Below are 16,531 nucleotides of genomic sequence, written 5' to 3'. Positions count from 1 at the left end.
CTGGCGGCGCGGACAATGACAGAAGGCAATGGCGGGCGATCGGCTCGCCCGAGGTGACAATCGATGAAATTCTCCGAAAACTGGCTGCGCAGCCACGTTCCCACCACCGCATCGCGCGATGAGTTGAGTGCGGTCCTGACCGCCATCGGGTTGGAAGTGGAAGAGGTGACCGCGCTGGGCGAGGGCCTGCAGCACGTGGTGGTGGCGCGGATCCTCTCCGCCGAGCGTCATCCCGAAGCCGACCGGCTGCAGATCTGCCAGGTCGATGCCGGGCAGGGCGAGCCGCTGCAGATCGTCTGTGGTGCGCCGAACGCACGCCCGGGGCTGGTTGCGCCGCTGGCGATGATCGGCGCGCAGATCGGCGAGTTGAAGATCAAGCCGGCCAAGCTGCGCGGCGTGGACTCCAACGGCATGCTGTGCTCGGCCAGGGAATTGGGGCTGGACAGCGATGCTTCCGGCTTGTTCGAGCTGCCCGCCGATGCGCCGGTTGGCCAGACGCTGGTCGGATATCTGGGGCTGCCGGACGCCAGTATCGAGATCAAACTGACGCCGAACCGCGCCGACTGCTTCAGCGTGCGTGGCATTGCCTTCGATGTGGCGGCCGCCTGTTCCAGCGAAGTGTTGCCGTTCGCGGCCACGCCAGTGCCGGCGGTGGGCACGCGCGAGTTGCAGATCCAGCTCGATGCCGGTGCCGAAGCGCCGCGTTATCTCGGGCGGGTGATCGAAGGCGTCAACGCCGCCGCCGCGACCCCGCTGTGGATGGCCGAGCGCCTGCGCCGCAGTGGCGTGCGTCCGGTCTCGCTGCTGGTGGACATCACCCAGTACGTGATGCTGGAGCTGGGCCAGCCGATGCACGCCTACGACCTGGCGACGTTGCAGGGTGCGATCGGGGTGCGGCGCTCGCGTGCGAGCGAGACCCTCAAATTGCTGGATGGTCGGGACGTCACTCTGGATGACAGCTTCCTGGTCATCACCGATGCCGATCGTCCTGTGGGCCTGGCCGGCTTGATGGGCGGCTTTGATACCCGCGTCACTGATGACACCACGGCGGTGTTCCTGGAAGCGGCGCATTTCGCGCCGGCGGCGATCATGGGCCGTGGCCGCAAGTTCGGCCTGCATACCGATGCCGGCCACCGCTTCGAGCGCGGGGTGGATCCGGCGCTGCCGCGTGATGCCATTGAATACGCCACCCGGCTGGTGATCGACTTGGCCGGCGGTACGCCTGCGCCAGTGACCGAAGCGGTGCGGGCCGCCGATCTGCCGGTGCCGGCGACCATCCTGCTGCGACGCGCCCGTATCGGCCGGGTGCTGGGGGTTTCGATTGCCGACGCCGAAGTGGAGCGCATTCTGCGGGCGCTGGGCATGCAGGTCGTGGCGTCCGCCGAGGGTTGGCAGGTCACCGCGCCTCCCCGTCGTTTCGATATCGCCATCGAAGAAGACCTGATTGAAGAGTTGGCGCGCATCCATGGCTACGAGAACATTCCGACCACACTGCCGGGTGGGGCCGCGCGGATAGCGATGCCCAGCGAGACCCGGTTGGACGAGGCGAGCGTGCGTCGCCAGCTGGTGGCCCGCGACATGCTGGAGACGATCAATTTCGCTTTCGTCGACGCCGGCCTGCTTGCGCAGTGGGAGTTGGAGCAGTCGCTGGTGACGCTGGCCAACCCGCTGTCGGCCGAACTGGCGGTGATGCGGCCGCAGTTGTTGCCGGGCCTGGTGGCCGGTCTGGGACGCAACGTGGCGCGCCAAGCCGGACGCGTGCGCCTGTTCGAGCTGGGGCGTGTGTTCCAGGCGCAGGCAGGCGATGGCCAGCCTGCGCCGCTGGAGACCCTGCGCGTGGCGGCGGCGGTGTGCGGTGATGCCCAGACCCAGCAATGGGGCGTGACGTCCCGCAAGGTCGATTTCCATGACCTCAAGGGCGACCTGGAATCCCTGGCATTGGCGTCTGCCGCGGTGCTGGAATTCCGTCCGGCGCAGCGCCCGTTCGGCCATCCGGCGCGTTCGGCCGATATCTATCGCGAAGGTCTGTGCATTGGCTGGATCGGCCAGTTGCACCCGCGTCTGGCCAGGGCGCTGGAGATCGATGTCGATGTGCTGGCGTTCGAGCTGGATCTGGCGCCGCTGGTGGCCCGCACGTTGCCGCATTCCGGTGAGCTGTCGCGGTTTCCCTCGGTTCGCCGCGACCTGGCGTTCCTGGTGCCTGAACAGGTCAGCTGGGCGGCGCTGTCCGCGACCATCCGCCAGTCGGTCGGGCCGCTGTTGCGTGATGTCATCCTGTTCGATCGTTATGTCGGCCAGGGCGTCGAGCCGGGTTTCAAGAGTCTCGCTATGGGCTTGATTTTGCAGGACAAGTCGCGCACTCTGACGGACCACGACGTGGACGCCGTGATGACTGGAGTGGTGGCCGCCATCGAGCGTGAACATCGCGCGCGGATTCGAGGTTGAGGCGGAGATACAGGGGGCAGGCATGGCATTGACCAAGGCGGAGATGGCAGACCGGTTGTTCGACGAAGTCGGTCTGAACAAGCGCGAAGCCAAGGAGTTTGTCGACGCGTTCTTCGATGTGTTGCGCGATGCATTGGAACAGGGACGTCAGGTGAAGCTTTCCGGCTTCGGCAATTTCGACCTGCGGCGCAAGAACCAGCGCCCGGGCCGCAATCCCAAGACCGGCGAGGAAATTCCGATTTCCGCCCGTACGGTGGTCACCTTCCGTCCGGGCCAGAAGCTCAAGGAGCGGGTGGAGGCATATGCTGGATCCGGGCAGTAATCGCGAACTTCCGCCGATTCCGGCGAAGCGCTACTTCACCATTGGTGAAGTCAGCGAGCTGTGTGACGTCAAGCCGCATGTGCTGCGTTATTGGGAAACCGAGTTTCCCAGCCTTGAGCCGGCCAAGCGCCGCGGCAACCGCCGTTATTACCAGCGCCACGATGTGCTGATGGTGCGGCAGATCCGCGGTCTGCTCTACGAGCAGGGCTATACCATCGGGGGCGCGCGCCTGCGCCTGGAAGGCGAGGGCGCGAAGGAAGAGTCCGCGCTCAGCAACCAGATCATCCGCCAGGTGCGGATGGAGCTGGAGGAAGTGCTGCAACTGCTGCGACGCTGAGGCGGCAGGCTGCATGCAGGTTCGCGGCGCAATCCGCCAACGGCTGCAGCAATGGTGTCTGTAGTGGAGTGGCGCGATGGCGTTGGAAGCAGTGAGGCAATTGCATCGCCGCTGGTCCATTGCGCGATCAAACCCGTTATAATCACCGGCCGGTCACCATGGTGACCGGAACGCAATTCAAGTTCGGGGCGTAGCGCAGCCTGGTAGCGCATCTGCCTGGGGGGCAGAGGGTCGTCGGTTCAAATCCGGCCGTCCCGACCAACAATTGCAACGGAACAAGGGCTTGCGCAGCGATGCGCGGGCCCTTTTTCATTGCGCCCGGCAGCGCAGCCCCCGTATCTGGTGACTGCTGTCCTGTGCTTTGCCAGGGCGCATGGAGGGTTTTTCGGCGGCCACGCCGGTCGCAAAGAAAAAGGCCGCGCCTGGCGGCGCGACCCTTGTGTATTCCGGCTGTAGTGCGGGGGAACGGATTATTTGTGCTGTTTGCCGGCGCCGGGCGAGTGCTGCTCCTTGTGGCCGTGTTCCTTGCGCTCTACCTGCTGTTGCTGCTGGCCATGTTGTTCGCGCTTGGGATCGTTGGCCGCAGGCTTTTTCGGCTGGCTCGGGGTGTGCTTGGTGTCACTCATTTCGTCCTCCACTGCGATGGACTCACCGCTCCAACAACGTATGCCCCCCGTTGTTACTGCATTGTGTTTTTCGGTCGTGTGCGCTACAGGCACGTCGCGCGTTGCGCAGGCCGTCGTGCCTGGTTTGAAGCGGAGCGGGCTGCTCCACCGCGCAACCTGATCGCATGGCCGGCGGCAACAGGAAAATACCCGTGGCGTGAAATCGACCCGCTGCAGCGCGGCCGGCGGTGGCGGTACTCAGCCGGCGGCGCTGACGGGTGCTTTGGCGTCGCCAACCAGGAGCGGCCAGCGCGCAAGTACGGCGCGGCGGATGCCAGCGGCATCGATGCCGGCTTCCGCCAACAGGTCCTCGCGGCTGGCGTGGTGCTGGAACGCATCGGGCAGGCCCAGGTGCAGTATCGGCATCAGGACCGCTTCGGCGTTGAGCAGCTCCGATACGCCTGAACCCGCGCCGCCGGCGACCACGTTGTCCTCAATGGTGACAAAACCCTCGTGACGCTTGGCCAGATCAAGCAACAGGCTGCGGTCCAGGGGTTTGATGAAGCGCATGTTGACCACGGTCAGGCCCAGCTCGCGACCGACCTGTTCGGCCGCGGCCACGGTGGAGCCAAATGCCAGTAGCGCGATCCGCGAGCCATTGGTGCGCAGTTGCGCCTTGCCGATCGGCAAGGTCTGCAGGTCGCGGCCGGCGTCCACGCCGGTACCACTGCCACGGGGATAGCGGACTGCGGCCGGACCGCCGTGTTGCAGGCCGGTGCTGAGCATCTGCCGGCACTCGGCTTCATCGGCCGGCGCCATGACCAGCATGTTCGGCACGCAGCGCAGGAAGCTGAGATCGAGATTGCCGGCATGGGTGGCGCCATCCGGGCCGACCACGCCAGCGCGGTCGATCGCGAACAGCACGTCCAGATCCTGGATCGCCACGTCATGGACCAGCTGGTCGTAGGCGCGTTGCAGGAAGGTGGAATAGATCGCCACCACCGGTTTTGCGCCCTGGGTCGCCATGCCCGCGGCCAGCGTCACCGCATGCTGCTCGGCGATGGCGACGTCGAAATAACGTTGCGGATATTCCTTGCTGAAGCGCACCAGCCCGGAGCCTTCGCGCATGGCCGGGGTGATGGCCAGCAGCCGGGGTTCGGCGGCAGCGGCGTCGCACAGCCAGTCGCTGAACACGTCGGTATAGGTCGGTTTCTTCGGCGCGCTCTTGGTTGGCAGGCCCTTGCTCGGATCGAACGGGCCGACGGCGTGGTAACCGATCTGGTCATCCTCGGCCGGCTCGTAGCCTTTGCCCTTGGTGGTCATGATGTGCAGCAGGTGCGGTCCCTTCTTGCCCTTGAGGGTCTTGAGCGTGGACAGCAGCAGCGGCAGGTCGTGGCCATCGATGGGGCCGGTGTAATGGAAGCCCATCTGCTCGAACGCGGTGGAGGGCACGAACATGCCCTTCCACTGCTCTTCCCAGCGTTTGACGAAGCGCGCGGGCGGACTGCTGCGCTTGTCGCCAAGAATTTTCTTGCCGCCTTCGCGCAGCGCGTTGAGCGTGCGGCTGGCCGTGGCGCGGCCGAGCATCTTGGTCATGCCGCCGACCGCTTCGGAAATCGACATGTTGTTGTCGTTGAGCACGACCAGCACATCCGGCTCGTCGTCCATGCCGCCGGCGTGTGCCAGCGCTTCGAAGGCCATGCCGGCCGTCATCGCGCCATCGCCGATCACCGCCACGACCTTGCGTTGATCGCCCTGGCGCTGGCGGGCGATGGCCATGCCCACCGCGGCCGAGATCGAGGTCGAAGAGTGGCCGACGCCGAAGGTGTCGTATTCGCTTTCCTCGCGCTTGGGAAACGGCGCCACGCCATCCTTCTGCTTGACCGTATGGATCTGGTCGCGGCGTCCGGTGAGGATCTTGTGCGGATAGGTCTGGTGGCCGACATCCCACACCAGCTGGTCCACCGGCGTGTTGTAGAGATAGTGCAGGGCGACGGTCAATTCGATGACGCCGAGACCGGCGGCGAAATGGCCGCCACTCTTGCCCACCGACTCGATCAGATACGCACGCAGTTCCTCCGCAACCGCGGTCAGATCGGCTTCGTCGAACGTACGCAGGTCATCCGGCGTCTGGATACGCGCGAGGCGTGGATAGCGGGCAGAGTCGATCATTTTCTTCGTGCTTCAGCTGAACCGCTATTTTCGCCGCCATTGCAGGGTGGGGCAAGCAAAGCGGTTCAGCTGTGAGCGCGGAATGAGGAGGGAAATTTTGAATCTGAAGCGCCGGTTCAGGTCAGCAGCTTGGAGCGCTTTGGCAATTGCGCCTTCAGGAAGGCCATCTGGTCGGCGAGGATGTTGCGGTTGGACAGGATCAGGTGTTCGATCCAGCTCGGCCGGTACGGCACGGCCAGCAACGGCATGTTGGCTTGCTGGGGCGTGCGGTTGCTCTTGCGCGAGTTGCAGTGGAAACACGCGCTGACGACGTTTTCCCAGATATCCAGGCCGCCCTTGGACAGCGGCAGCACATGGTCGCGGGTGAGCTGCGGGCGGCTGAACTGCTGGCCGCAATACAGGCACAGTTGCGCATCGCGGTTGAACAGCGCCGGATTGGTCAGGTTGGGAGTGGGGTCGGCCGCGCGTGAGCGCGCATGTCCGCGTGCAGCGATGATCGGATGCAGGTCCAGCCCGCTTCGCAATCCGGTGAGACGGCACAGACCGCCGTGTACATGCAGGCAGGGATCGCCGAGGGTCCAGGCCACCGCGCCGCGGGCGTAAAGACATGCCGCGTCCTGCCAGTTGATCCAGTCCAGCACCCGGCCATGCGCATCCAGGGACAGCAGTCGCACGGTGCCGAGGCGGTGCAGCGGAAATGAAGGCGAAAACTCCGTCGCCGGAGCGGAAACTGCTCCGGTATCGACCAGACCCAGCGGGGTTGTGTCTGTCTCCATCGGGAAAACAGCTTATACCCGAATGTTGGCGGCGTGTGTAACTGCACCGTTCGGGCATGTGGCTGGCGTTTGTAAACCAGCGCGACCGGCACCGGGACGGGCTGGCCCGTCCCGGTGTGGGACTTATTCGCCGAAGTGGGCGTCGCTCATGGCCATCAACGAATCGGCGCCGGCGTCGATGTTGGCAGCGTGGGTCAGGGTACGCGGCAGCACGCGGGCGAAGTAGAAACGGGCGGTTTCGCGTTTGCCCTGTTTGAAGTCTTCGCTGTGTGTTGATGCATCGGCCGCGGCCACGCTGCGGGCCCACCAGTAGGCCAGCACCACGTAACCCGAATAGAACAGGTAGTCGTAGCTGGCCGCGCCCAGTTCCTCGGGATTGGCGGCGGCGCGCTTGAGGGTTGCCATCGTCAGCCTGCGCCATTCCTCGGCTTTGGCCTGCAGCGGTGCCAGGAACTCGGCCACAGCAGTGTTGTCGGCATTGTCCTTGAGGAAGGTTTCGATCTCGGCCAGGAACAGCTTCAGCCCTGCGCCCTGGCTGGAGGCGGTCTTGCGGCCGATCAGGTCCAGCGCCTGGATACCGGTGGTGCCTTCATACAGCGTGGTGATGCGGGCGTCGCGCGCCAGCTGCTCCATGCCGTGTTCGTGGATGTAGCCGTGGCCGCCGAAGCACTGCAGCGCGTTGTACGTGTTCTCGATACCCCATTCGGTCTGGCAGGCCTTGGAAATCGGGGTCAGGAAGCTCACCAGCGTATCGGCGCGCTCGCGCTCGCCGGCATCTTCGGCATGCCCGGCGATGTCGATGAGGGTGGCGGCGTGCAGTGCGAGCAGGCGGCTGCCTTCGACCAGCGATTTGATCGTGAGCAGCATGCGCCGCACGTCCGGGTGGACCAGGATCGGATCGGCCGGTTTGTCCGGATTCTTCGGCCCGCTCAGCGAACGCGATTGCAGACGCTCGCGGGCGTACTTGAGGGCGTTCTGGTAGGCGCGCTCAGACAGTCCGATGCCCTGCAGGCCGACACCGAGGTGGGCAGTGTTCATCATCGTAAACATCGCCTGCAGGCCCTTGTGCGGCTGGCCGACCAGATACCCTTCGGCGCCGTCGAAATTCATCACGCAGGTGACCGAGCCCTTGATGCCCATCTTGTGTTCGATCGAACCGCAGCGCAGCGCATTGCGCGCGCCTACCTTGCCGTCGCGGTCGACCTTGAATTTCGGAGTCACGAACAGCGAGATGCCCTTGGCCCCGGCCGGTGCGTCGGGTAGCTTGGCCAGCACCAGGTGCACGATGTTGTCGGTGAGGTCGTGTTCGCCGGCGGTGATGAAGATCTTGGTGCCGGTGATGGCATAGCTGCCATCGGCATTGGGCTCGGCGCGGGTCTTGAGCAGACCCAGGTCGGTGCCGCAGTGGGGTTCGGTCAGGCACATGGTGCCGGTCCAGCGGCCTTCGATCAGTGGCTTGAGGAAGACCTCCTGCTGCCAGGCTTCGCCATGGTATTTCAGCGCTTCGACCGCGCCATGCGAGAGCAGCGGGAAATTGCCCCAGGCCAGGTTGGCGGCATTGACCATTTCGTTCAGCGGCACCCCCAGCGTATGCGGCAGGCCCTGGCCGCCGTGTTCCGGCGCCGCGGTCAGGCCGGTCCAGCCGCCGTCGACGAACTGCGCATAGGCTTGTTTGAAACCGGGCGGGGTGGTGACTTCGCCACTGGCCTGGTCGAGCACGCAGCCAATCTCGTCGCCGATGCTGTTCAACGGCGCCAGCACGGTGGCACTGAAGCGCCCGGCCTCTTCAAGCACGGCATCCACCACGTCGGCGGTGGCATCGCTGAAGCCAAGACGGGCGAACAGCGGTTCGACCTTGAGCACGTCGTGCAGGGCGAAACGGATGTCGGAAAGGGGAGCTTTGTAGGAACTCATCAACCAAACCTCGAACGATGGGTGCGGCGGCGCTGCGCGCCGCGATGCAGGTGGGAGATCAGCGCAGCACGCCGGGCAGTCCGGGCGCGGGGCTGAGGGTGTTGCGTGACTGCAGCGGGAAGCTGCGCTGCTTGCGCGCTTCGGGGGTGACACTGATCTCGCCCTGCAGCTCATAGGGCAGTGCGCGTGCGCCGGCGAGGGTATCGGCAACAACGAGGCGCGCCGGGGAGGCCGGTTGCAGTTCCACGCGCACCACATCGGCCGATTCCGGACCGATCGACAGTGCCGGCGAGGCGGTCAGCGTGCCGGCCAGCTGGTCGCCGACGGTGATCTTCAGTGCGACGTGATCAAAGCGCATCGGCATCGAACTGTAATTGCGCAGGCGCAGCTCCACGGTCCAGTGGCCGTCATTGCCGACGGTGAGCTGTTGGATGCTGGCGGCCGGTTCGGAGACGCGCTTGACCGTGCTGTTGCCACAGGCGGTCAGCGCAAGCGCGCAAAGGGCGATCAGGGCGTACTGGGTAAATTGGCGCATGCCGCACGGTCCTCGGAACTGGATAGGGGATCGACCTCAGGATACTACGGCGTATGGCGGGAGTAAGGCCGGGGTGGGCGCTCCGCGCGACGGCAGGGCGCAGGCTGCGCCCTGAGGCCATCCCTCAAGGCGGCACGCGGCGGGCTCGCTGCGCTTTTTTCGTCCACTTTGTGGCGGATGCAGCAATGCAGTCCGGCCGTCGCCACAACCGCTGCGCTTGCGCGCAAATGGTTTGAACCGGTGGGCCAGGAGGAATCCGAGGTTCGTGATGTAGGAGGGGGCGTTGAATCCTGCACTGCTGCGGACGGAGTGCGACGCCGCCGACTGTCGCGCCTGTCGCGCCTGTCAGCGGACCGTCAGGCGCTGGCGGCCGTTTTCAACGCAATGGGGCCATCACCTTGAGCGGGGCCAGCTCGTAACCCATGTCCACCGCCCGCTGCTTGAGGCGCTCGAACAGTGCGGCGTCCATGTCCGCGGTGCGCGAGAGGATCCACAGATATTTCCGGTCCGGTCCGCCGATCACCGCCCACTGGTACTCCGGGTCCAGCGCGATTACCCAGTAGTCCGCCCACACCAGCGGAAGCCATGACAGCCAGTCGGGCGCGAAACGCACCTGCAGACGGCCGGGGTGGCCGGTGACCGGGCGCGCCACTCCTGTCGCCTCCAGGCGCTTGCCCTCACCGGTCTTGCAGGCGTTGATGACGCTGATGCGGCCATCGCTGCGCAGGCTGTAGGTGGCGGTGATCCCGGCGATGCATTTTTTCTGGAACGACACCGGCAGGTGGGCGATCTCATGCCACTGCCCGGCGTAACGATCCATGTCCAGATGTTGCACCGAGCTTACTGCCGGTGCGGCAATCGCGGCCGGGGCGAACAGCGCCAGCAGCAGGAACAACAAAGGATGACCGCGCATGTCTGTCTCTCCCCGGAGGTCAGCGCAGGGTAGGCAATGTCGACGCCGCGGAAGTGAAGCTTTTGTTTGCCACCGGCACGGTATCGCGTGCGGAGGTAACGATCGAGACGGGCGGGGTTGTGGTCCGCGCCGATCAAGACCCATGCCGTCAATCCGCTATCGGCAGTCCGTGCCGGTTCCCGCCAGGCAACAATGGAAACAAAAAAGCCCGCATTTCTGCAGGCTTTCTGTAAATGGTGGCCGAGGACGGAATCGAACCGCCGACACGGGGATTTTCAATCCCCTGCTCTACCAACTGAGCTACTCGGCCACTTTTGTCGCTGCGTTGTTGCCAGCGAGGACGCGCATGATACGAAGGTCTTCAGGATTCGGCAAGAGAAAATGCAAAAGAATTTTCGATTGACCGGTTTCCGGGGCGCAGATGCATATCCTGGAATGCCAGCGCTGCCGCAGGCGGGATTCAAAGCGGTGGCCGGGACTTGTCGCTGTGCGGGAACGCAACGGGACACAGGCGTGCGCGGGATGGTTTGTCACCCGGAATTTTCGATTTCTGTTGGCGGATGCCCATCGGACCCGGTAAGATTCCCCCGTCGTACGGGGCGGTAGCTCAGCTGGGAGAGCGTCGCGTTCGCATCGCGAAGGTCGAGGGTTCGATCCCCTTCCGCTCCACCACGACATGCAAAGCGCGTCGCACCCCCAAGGTGTGGCGCGTTTTTGTTTGCGTCGCCGGTACGGCGGAAAATTTCTCCCGTGCAGGCGGCGGTTTCGGGCTGCTGCTTTGCGGGCGTCATTCCCGGGCGCCGCTGAGCGCCACATGTTGGATGCAACGTCCTGGTCAGCCTGCTGCGCCCCAGCTGCGGATGAAGCCGCGCCCCGTCCACCGTCGACGGAGTCCCTTTGGCACGGCAGCAACGGTGCGGGAGATGGCGGGCATGACCTGCACTGCAGTCGTCCCGCCATTGCGACGGGACGATTCCGAGGGCGGGTGGTTATCGCCCGGCAGCATCCATGATCAGTGGCTGCAGGCGGTGTTCCAGTTCCTGTCGGCGCCACTGGCCCAAGGCGGGCGGCCATTGCCCCTGTTCGATCCACGACTCCAGGTGCTTGCGCGAGGCCAGCACGCCCTCGGGCAGTCCAAGCGTGGCGGCATGCGCGGCGACAGCCTCCTGCAGACGTTTCAGCGCGGCCTTGTTGCTGTCGCTGGCCGGTGGCACCAGCGGCGCAGTGGCCTCGTCTTGCAGCGGCGTGATCAATGCCTGCCATAGCTGCGATGCCAGTTTACGCGGGGCTTTCGGGAAGCGCTCGAACTGGCGCTGCATGGCGGCTGGATCGGCCGGCGGGAACTTCGCCAATGTCGTGGCCAGCTCGTTGTCGAGGATCCAGCTGCGCGGCTTGTCGTTCTGCCGGGCCTGTACATCGCGCCAGCGCAGCAGGCGCAACAGGCGATGCTGGGCATCGGCATCCAGGAATTGCGATGCGCGCATGCTGGTGTGCGGCCAACGCTCGCTCTCGTCATTCTCGGCATTGGCCAGCATCCGCTCGCAGTCTTCCTGCAGCCACGCCTGGCGTGACTGCGTTTGCAGGCGTTGTGCAATTTCATCGTGCAGCGCGAACAGGTGCACCACATCGTCGGCCGCGTATTCCAGCTGCGAGGGCGAAAGCGGGCGGCGCATCCAGTCCGAGCGGGTCTCGCCCTTGGGCAAGGCAGTGCCGGTGATCTCGGCCACCAGCTTCTGGTAGCCCATGCCGCTGCCGATTCCGGCCAGCGCCGCGCCGGTCTGGGTGTCGAACAGCGGCCTGGGAACGGCGTTGCAGGCGCACTTGAAGGCGACCAGATCCTCGCTGGCGCTGTGCATCACCTTGAGGATCTCCGGATCGGTCAGCCACGGGCGCAGGGCGTCGGTCATCCCGGGAATCAGCGGGTCGATCAGCAGGATTTCGTCGCCGACCGCCATCTGCACCAGCGCCAGTTGCGGCCAGTAGGTGCGCTCGCGGATGAATTCCGTATCCAGCCCGATCCGGCTGGGACGCTGGCGGTAGCGTTCGTCGAGTTCCGCCGGGTGTGTGATCCAATAAGCCACGTGATATCCGTCAACTGCAGGGTTTGCTCTGGCAGGCGAGAATAGCCTAACGTCGGCCGGGCCACGGTCACGCCAGCCATGTACAACGAAGGGAGGGGCCTTGCGCATTAGCGCTCATCTGCTGCGGACAACCTGGCTGCTGGCGCTTGCCGGCAGTGCCTGCACGCAAGCGCCGTCTCCTTCGCCGCACGCGGCCGATGCGCAGGCGCCGCAGCGCGAGGTGGTGGAGGTGCCGCGACCGGAGCCGCTGCCGGCGCCGCTTCCGGCGCCGCTTCCGGCGCGAGTTGAAAACAGGCCGGCGTGGATCATCCCGCAGGTGCAGCTGCAGCCCGCAGATCTGGGTAAGGCGCGGCGCGATGCGGCCAAAGCGCTGGCGGCAGACCGGTTGTATCAGGGCGCCGAGGACGCCATTCCGCTGTATCTGGCCATTCTTTCGTTGCAGCCACAGGACCGGGAAGCCAGGCAGGGCCTGTTGAAAGCGCGGCAACGCCTGCTGAAAAGCGCCGAGAGGTTGTTGACGCAGCCCGAGGAGCAGCGCCAGGCGCTGCTGCAGGCGGTCGAGCTGGTCCGGGTGGCTGCGACCCTGGCCCCCGACGATGAAGCCAGCAACCGCCTGCAGCAGCGCGTGCAACGTTCGCAGCAGGTATTGGCGTTCAACCGTGCCGGTGAAGAAGACCTGCGCAATGACCGTCTGGGCGAAGACGGCGGCCGTGCCCTGGCGAACTTCCGCGCCGCGCTGGCGCTGGCGCCCGGGTCCAGCCGTGCCACGCAGGGTTTGGCGGCGGTGGAAAGCGGGTTGATCCGCCGCGCCGAACTGACGGCGACGGTGGCTGATTTTCCGATGGCCGTGCAGTGGCTGCAGAAAGCCGCTGCCATCCGTCCGGGCGCGGTAACCGTGGCCGACGCCCGGGTGCGCATCGAGGCGATGCGCGCTGCGCAGGTGGCGGCCTTGCGCGATGGTGGCCTGCGCGATCTGGCCACACCACAGGGTTTGAAACCGGCGCGTGAAAAGCTGGAGCGGGCGTTGCGGATCGCCTTGCCCGGGGATGCGGCGGTGGCGCAATTGCGCGAGCGGATCGATCTGGTCAGCCACTACGGCAGCTTCCGACCGGGGCAGGTGTTCACCGACGCCCTGCGCGAAGGGGGCCGCGGCCCGCAGATGATCGTGGTTCCGCATGGCGGCTTCCAGATGGGCGCGGGCTACGCCGAGCTGGGGGCCAGCGACGCCGAGCGTCCGCAGCATTACGTGCGCTTTGAGCGCGGCTTTGCGATGTCGATCACCGAAGTCACCGTCGCCGAATTCGGCCGCTTCGTTGAAGCCACCCATGCCCGGCCGCGCGCCACCCGGCGCGGGCATTCGGTGGTCTATGACGAGCGCAGCGGCAATTTCGTCCGTCACAGCGGCGTGGATTGGCGCTCGGATTACAACGGCGCCAAGGCCCCGCCCAACAACCCGGTGATACACGTCAGCGTGCGCGACGCCGAGGCGTATGCGGCGTGGCTGTCGGAGCAGACCGGCCGCTATTACCGGCTGCCGAGCGAGGCCGAATTCGAATATGCGATGCGTGCCGGCACCAGTGGGCGCTACCCGTGGGGCGATGCCGGCGTGCCGCCGGAAGGCACCGGCAACTTTACCGGCAGCGAAGATGTGTCCCCCAGTGGCCGCCATTGGAGCAACGCCTTCATCGGCTACGGCGACGGCTACTGGGGCGTGGCGCCGGTGGCCAGCTTCCGCGCCAACCGCTGGGGGCTGCACGACATGGGCGGCAATGTGAGCGAGTGGGTCGCCGACTGCTGGCATGCCAGCTACCGGCGTGCACCGGCCGACGGTGCCGCCTGGTACAACCCCGGCTGCCGGCAGCGGCTGGTACGCGGCGGCAACTGGGCCAACGCCCCCGAGCAGACGCGTGCGGCGTGGCGACTGGCGCAGGATTCGGATGCCACCAGTGCCCGCATCGGCTTCCGCCTGGTGCGCGGCATTTGACATCGCCGCCTCCGGGCGCGCGCTAAGATCGCCGCCGCCGCTCCGGCGCATCTTCGGATCCACACCATGCGACAAGATCCCTCAGGCAGGCAGCGCGGCGCCGGGCAAGCCGGTCGTCGCGGCGGGCTTTTCGGCAATTTCCGCTGGATCATCCTGCTCGGATTTGCGGTGTATGGCGGCTGCTATTACCTGTCCAACCGCAGTGTTGATCCGTATACCGGCCAGAAGGTACTGATCGACAACAGCCTGGACGCCGAGCAGGAAAAAGCGCTGGGTTTGCAGGCTTACCAGCAGATCCTGTCGCAGGAACATCCGCTCGATCCCCATTCTCAGGTGGCGCGCCAGGTGCGCGAGATCGCGCGGCGCCTGATCGCCAAGGTGGACGTGGTGGAAAGCGCGTTGGCCGCCGAACACGGGCAACAGCCCCGGCATTTCTCCCGCGACTTCGACTGGGACGTCAATGTGATCCAGTCCGACCAGGCCAATGCGTTCTGCCTGCCCGGCGGCAAGATGGCGGTCTATACCGGGTTGCTGCCGGTGGCGCAGAACGCCGATGCGGTGGCGGTGGTGATGGGCCACGAAATCGCCCATGCGTTGCTGCGCCACGGTGCGCAGCGCATGGCCCAGCAGAAGCTGACCCAGATCGGGCAGATGGCCGGTGCGGCCAGTGGCATGGATGCCCAGCAGCAACAGATGATGATGGCCGCGATGGGCTACGGCTATCTGCTGCCGTATGCGCGCAGCCATGAAACCCAGGCTGACGAAGTCGGGCTGATGCTGGCGGCGGCCGCGTGTTTCAATCCGCAGGAAGCCGTTCCGCTGTGGGAACGCATGGATTCGGCCAGCGGCGGGCAGGCGCCGCCGGAGTTCTCCTCCACCCATCCCAATCCCGGGACCCGGATCCAGAACCTGCAGGCGTTGATGCCCAAGGCGATGGAGTACCGGCAGCGCTTCTGCCGCGGAGCCGCTGCCGGCGTCTGAGGAGGCCGGCGTGTGCGCGTGAGTGCGGGAAGGACGGGAGCCAGACGATGAAGTGGAGGAGCCGGCAAGGGTGGAGCACCTTGCTGCTGGTGGTGCTGCTTGGCGGCTACGCGTTGTGGACGCACCGGCAGGCGACGCTGGAAGGGCTCCATGGCGAGCCGCAACCGGTGCGCCCGCAGGGGCCGGCGCGGGCGGTGCTGCTGCTGTTTCCTGATTCCGCGCCGCCGGGTCCCTGTACGGGGCTGGCCGAAGCTGCCGAACGGCTGGCGAGGAAATTACTGGAACGCGGGCAGTGGGACGCCTTCCTGCCGCCCTTGCTGGTCGGTGATGGTGCCGGCGCGACGCTGGTACGGCAGGGTGCCGCGAGCGCTCCCCCGGGGGCACTGGTGCGAGAAGCCCCTGCGCCGGGCAGGTCGGCCGATTGCATTACCGGCCCACTGGCGGCGCTGGCCGGCGCGCTGCAGGTGTTGCCGGCCGGGGCCACCGACGTTGCGCTGGGGGAGGCGGCCACCACGCGTTTCCCGCAACCGGCTGCGCCGGGCAAGCGGGCATTGCCGCTGGTCGAATTGCCGGTGCCCGGCAGCCACCGGCTGGTGATCCTGCTGTCCGGCGATGGCGGCTGGCGTGAGCTGGACCAGGGCATTGCCGCCGAGCTCAACCGGCAGGGGGTGTCAGTGCTAGGCTGGAACAGCCTGCGCTATTTCTGGAAACAGAAGACCCCGCAGCAGCTGGCCGATGACCTGGCCTGGGTGTTGGGCCACTACTGCGCGCGCTGGCAGGCTGACGACGTGGCCCTGGTCGGCTACTCGTTTGGCGCCGATGTGCTGCCGTTCGCCTATCCGCGGCTGCCCCCGGCGCAGCGTCGCAGCGTGCGTTTCGTGTCCCTGCTCGGGCTGGCGCACGGCGCCGATTTCAAGGTGCGGGTGGGTGGCTGGTTTGGCTGGGGCAAATCGCGCGAGGTGCCGATCCTGCCGGTCCTGGCCGGCCTGCGGCCGGTGCGGGTGCAGTGCATCTATGGCAAGGAAGAAAAAGACAGCCTGTGCCGCGAACTGCGCGGCCAGATTGCCGAGGTGGTGGAGCGCCCCGGCGGCCACCACTTCGACCGTGACCCGGTCACGCTCGCGCGGATCATCCTGGACGGATGGCGGCAGGCCGCTGCGGCTCAGCCCTGAGCGCAGTCGGTGCGGGACTGTTCAACCCGCAGCTGCAGCACGCCGTCGGCCAGTCTGGCCTGCAGCTGGTCGCCGGGACGGACCTGGACGGCGCTGCGCACCAGGCTGCCATCGTCGCTGCGGGTGAGGATCGAATAGCCGCGCGCGACGGTCGCCAACGGGCTGACCGCTTCCAGTGACCGGGCCAGCGCCCGCAGCCGCAGCGCATCGCGTTGCAGCTGCCGCGCCATTGCCGCCTGCGGCCGCGATGCCAGTGCCAGCAGCCGCTCGTGCAGGGCGGTCAGCCGGCGCTGC

14 protein-coding genes and 3 tRNA genes are annotated in these 16,531 nt (G+C 66.3%); 8 read left to right on the top strand and 9 right to left on the bottom strand.

Features of this window, described 5'->3' with window-relative positions; genetic code table 11:
• Positions 1 to 63: 63 nt before the first annotated feature.
• The 4 genes from pheT to QZH66_RS05370 all read left to right on the top strand — a co-directional run bounded on the left by pheT (position 64) and on the right by QZH66_RS05370 (position 3,365).
• Positions 64 to 2,445, top strand: a complete 2,382-nt coding sequence (gene pheT, locus QZH66_RS05385; RefSeq protein ID WP_305804934.1) for a phenylalanine--tRNA ligase subunit beta — start codon at positions 64 to 66, stop codon at positions 2,443 to 2,445.
• A 22-nt stretch (positions 2,446 to 2,467) separates the two neighbouring features.
• Entirely contained in the window at positions 2,468 to 2,767 is a 300-nt protein-coding gene (locus tag QZH66_RS05380) for an integration host factor subunit alpha (RefSeq protein ID WP_054657702.1), read from the top strand.
• Positions 2,748 to 3,104: a MerR family transcriptional regulator gene (locus QZH66_RS05375; RefSeq protein ID WP_305804933.1), complete on the top strand. Its 357-nt coding sequence runs from the start codon at positions 2,748 to 2,750 to the stop codon at positions 3,102 to 3,104. The genes QZH66_RS05380 and QZH66_RS05375 overlap by 20 nt, the downstream gene beginning before the upstream one ends.
• A 184-nt stretch (positions 3,105 to 3,288) precedes the next feature.
• Positions 3,289 to 3,365 (top strand) — tRNA-Pro (locus QZH66_RS05370).
• Between the two features lie 209 nt (positions 3,366 to 3,574).
• Here QZH66_RS05370 and QZH66_RS05365 read toward each other — a convergent pair.
• From QZH66_RS05365 to QZH66_RS05335, 7 genes are all read right to left on the bottom strand, one after another.
• Positions 3,575 to 3,730: a hypothetical protein gene (locus QZH66_RS05365; protein WP_305804932.1), complete on the bottom strand. Its 156-nt coding sequence runs from the start codon at positions 3,728 to 3,730 to the stop codon at positions 3,575 to 3,577.
• 237 nt (positions 3,731 to 3,967) lie between these two features.
• Positions 3,968 to 5,881 carry a 1-deoxy-D-xylulose-5-phosphate synthase gene (gene dxs, locus QZH66_RS05360; RefSeq protein ID WP_305804931.1) on the bottom strand — a complete coding sequence of 638 codons (1,914 nt, stop codon included), beginning with the start codon at positions 5,879 to 5,881 and terminating at the stop codon, positions 3,968 to 3,970.
• A gap of 116 nt (positions 5,882 to 5,997) precedes the next feature.
• Positions 5,998 to 6,657, bottom strand: a complete 660-nt coding sequence (locus QZH66_RS05355) for an HNH endonuclease (RefSeq protein ID WP_305804930.1) — start codon at positions 6,655 to 6,657, stop codon at positions 5,998 to 6,000.
• A 123-nt stretch (positions 6,658 to 6,780) separates the two neighbouring features.
• A complete protein-coding gene (locus QZH66_RS05350; protein WP_305804929.1) occupies positions 6,781 to 8,571 on the bottom strand; it encodes an acyl-CoA dehydrogenase C-terminal domain-containing protein in 1,791 nt (596 codons plus the stop codon).
• Positions 8,572 to 8,629: 58 nt separating this feature from the next.
• Entirely contained in the window at positions 8,630 to 9,106 is a 477-nt protein-coding gene (locus QZH66_RS05345; protein ID WP_305804928.1) for an LEA type 2 family protein, read from the bottom strand.
• Positions 9,107 to 9,482: 376 nt separating this feature from the next.
• Positions 9,483 to 10,019 (bottom strand): lipocalin family protein, encoded by a 537-nt coding sequence (locus QZH66_RS05340; RefSeq protein ID WP_305804927.1) that lies wholly within the window; start codon positions 10,017 to 10,019, stop codon positions 9,483 to 9,485.
• Between the two features lie 234 nt (positions 10,020 to 10,253).
• Positions 10,254 to 10,329, bottom strand: a tRNA-Phe gene (locus tag QZH66_RS05335).
• Between the two features lie 286 nt (positions 10,330 to 10,615).
• Here QZH66_RS05335 and QZH66_RS05330 point away from each other — a divergent pair.
• A tRNA-Ala gene (locus QZH66_RS05330) sits at positions 10,616 to 10,691 on the top strand.
• 317 nt (positions 10,692 to 11,008) lie between these two features.
• On the opposite strand, the gene rnd is transcribed toward QZH66_RS05330, so the two are convergent.
• Positions 11,009 to 12,100, bottom strand: a complete 1,092-nt coding sequence (gene rnd / locus QZH66_RS05325; protein ID WP_305804926.1) for a ribonuclease D — start codon at positions 12,098 to 12,100, stop codon at positions 11,009 to 11,011.
• 100 nt (positions 12,101 to 12,200) lie between these two features.
• On the opposite strand from rnd, the gene QZH66_RS05320 reads away from it, so the two are divergent.
• The 3 genes from QZH66_RS05320 to QZH66_RS05310 all read left to right on the top strand — a co-directional run bounded on the left by QZH66_RS05320 (position 12,201) and on the right by QZH66_RS05310 (position 16,237).
• Positions 12,201 to 14,084 (top strand): formylglycine-generating enzyme family protein, encoded by a 1,884-nt coding sequence (locus tag QZH66_RS05320; RefSeq protein ID WP_305804925.1) that lies wholly within the window; start codon positions 12,201 to 12,203, stop codon positions 14,082 to 14,084.
• 66 nt (positions 14,085 to 14,150) lie between these two features.
• A complete protein-coding gene (locus QZH66_RS05315; RefSeq protein WP_305804924.1) occupies positions 14,151 to 15,065 on the top strand; it encodes a M48 family metallopeptidase in 915 nt (304 codons plus the stop codon).
• Positions 15,066 to 15,112: 47 nt separating this feature from the next.
• Positions 15,113 to 16,237: an AcvB/VirJ family lysyl-phosphatidylglycerol hydrolase gene (locus QZH66_RS05310; protein ID WP_305804923.1), complete on the top strand. Its 1,125-nt coding sequence runs from the start codon at positions 15,113 to 15,115 to the stop codon at positions 16,235 to 16,237.
• On the opposite strand, the gene QZH66_RS05305 is transcribed toward QZH66_RS05310, so the two are convergent.
• Positions 16,228 to 16,531: exodeoxyribonuclease VII large subunit (locus tag QZH66_RS05305; RefSeq protein WP_305804922.1), on the bottom strand; the 304-nt coding region annotated here is incomplete at its 5' end. The genes QZH66_RS05310 and QZH66_RS05305 overlap by 10 nt on opposite strands.

It is taken from the genome of Stenotrophomonas sp. YIM B06876 (assembly GCF_030711595.1).
GTDB lineage: Bacteria > Pseudomonadota > Gammaproteobacteria > Xanthomonadales > Xanthomonadaceae > Stenotrophomonas.
Note: the sequence above shows the minus strand (reverse complement) of the source record. Positions and strands in the feature narration are given on the sequence as shown.

Bases quoted from the DNA above. Each gene is read 5' to 3' on its own strand.
- pheT (WP_305804934.1), top strand. From the start codon at position 64: ATGAAATTCTCCGAAAACTGGCTGCGCAGCCACGTTCCCACCACCGCA.
- QZH66_RS05380 (WP_054657702.1), top strand. From the start codon at position 2,468: ATGGCATTGACCAAGGCGGAGATGGCAGACCGGTTGTTCGACGAAGTC.
- QZH66_RS05375 (WP_305804933.1), top strand. From the start codon at position 2,748: ATGCTGGATCCGGGCAGTAATCGCGAACTTCCGCCGATTCCGGCGAAG.
- QZH66_RS05365 (WP_305804932.1), bottom strand. From the start codon at position 3,730: ATGAGTGACACCAAGCACACCCCGAGCCAGCCGAAAAAGCCTGCGGCC.
- dxs (WP_305804931.1), bottom strand. From the start codon at position 5,881: ATGATCGACTCTGCCCGCTATCCACGCCTCGCGCGTATCCAGACGCCG.
- QZH66_RS05355 (WP_305804930.1), bottom strand. From the start codon at position 6,657: ATGGAGACAGACACAACCCCGCTGGGTCTGGTCGATACCGGAGCAGTT.
- QZH66_RS05350 (WP_305804929.1), bottom strand. From the start codon at position 8,571: ATGAGTTCCTACAAAGCTCCCCTTTCCGACATCCGTTTCGCCCTGCAC.
- QZH66_RS05345 (WP_305804928.1), bottom strand. From the start codon at position 9,106: ATGCGCCAATTTACCCAGTACGCCCTGATCGCCCTTTGCGCGCTTGCG.
- QZH66_RS05340 (WP_305804927.1), bottom strand. From the start codon at position 10,019: ATGCGCGGTCATCCTTTGTTGTTCCTGCTGCTGGCGCTGTTCGCCCCG.
- QZH66_RS05315 (WP_305804924.1), top strand. From the start codon at position 14,151: ATGCGACAAGATCCCTCAGGCAGGCAGCGCGGCGCCGGGCAAGCCGGT.
- QZH66_RS05310 (WP_305804923.1), top strand. From the start codon at position 15,113: ATGAAGTGGAGGAGCCGGCAAGGGTGGAGCACCTTGCTGCTGGTGGTG.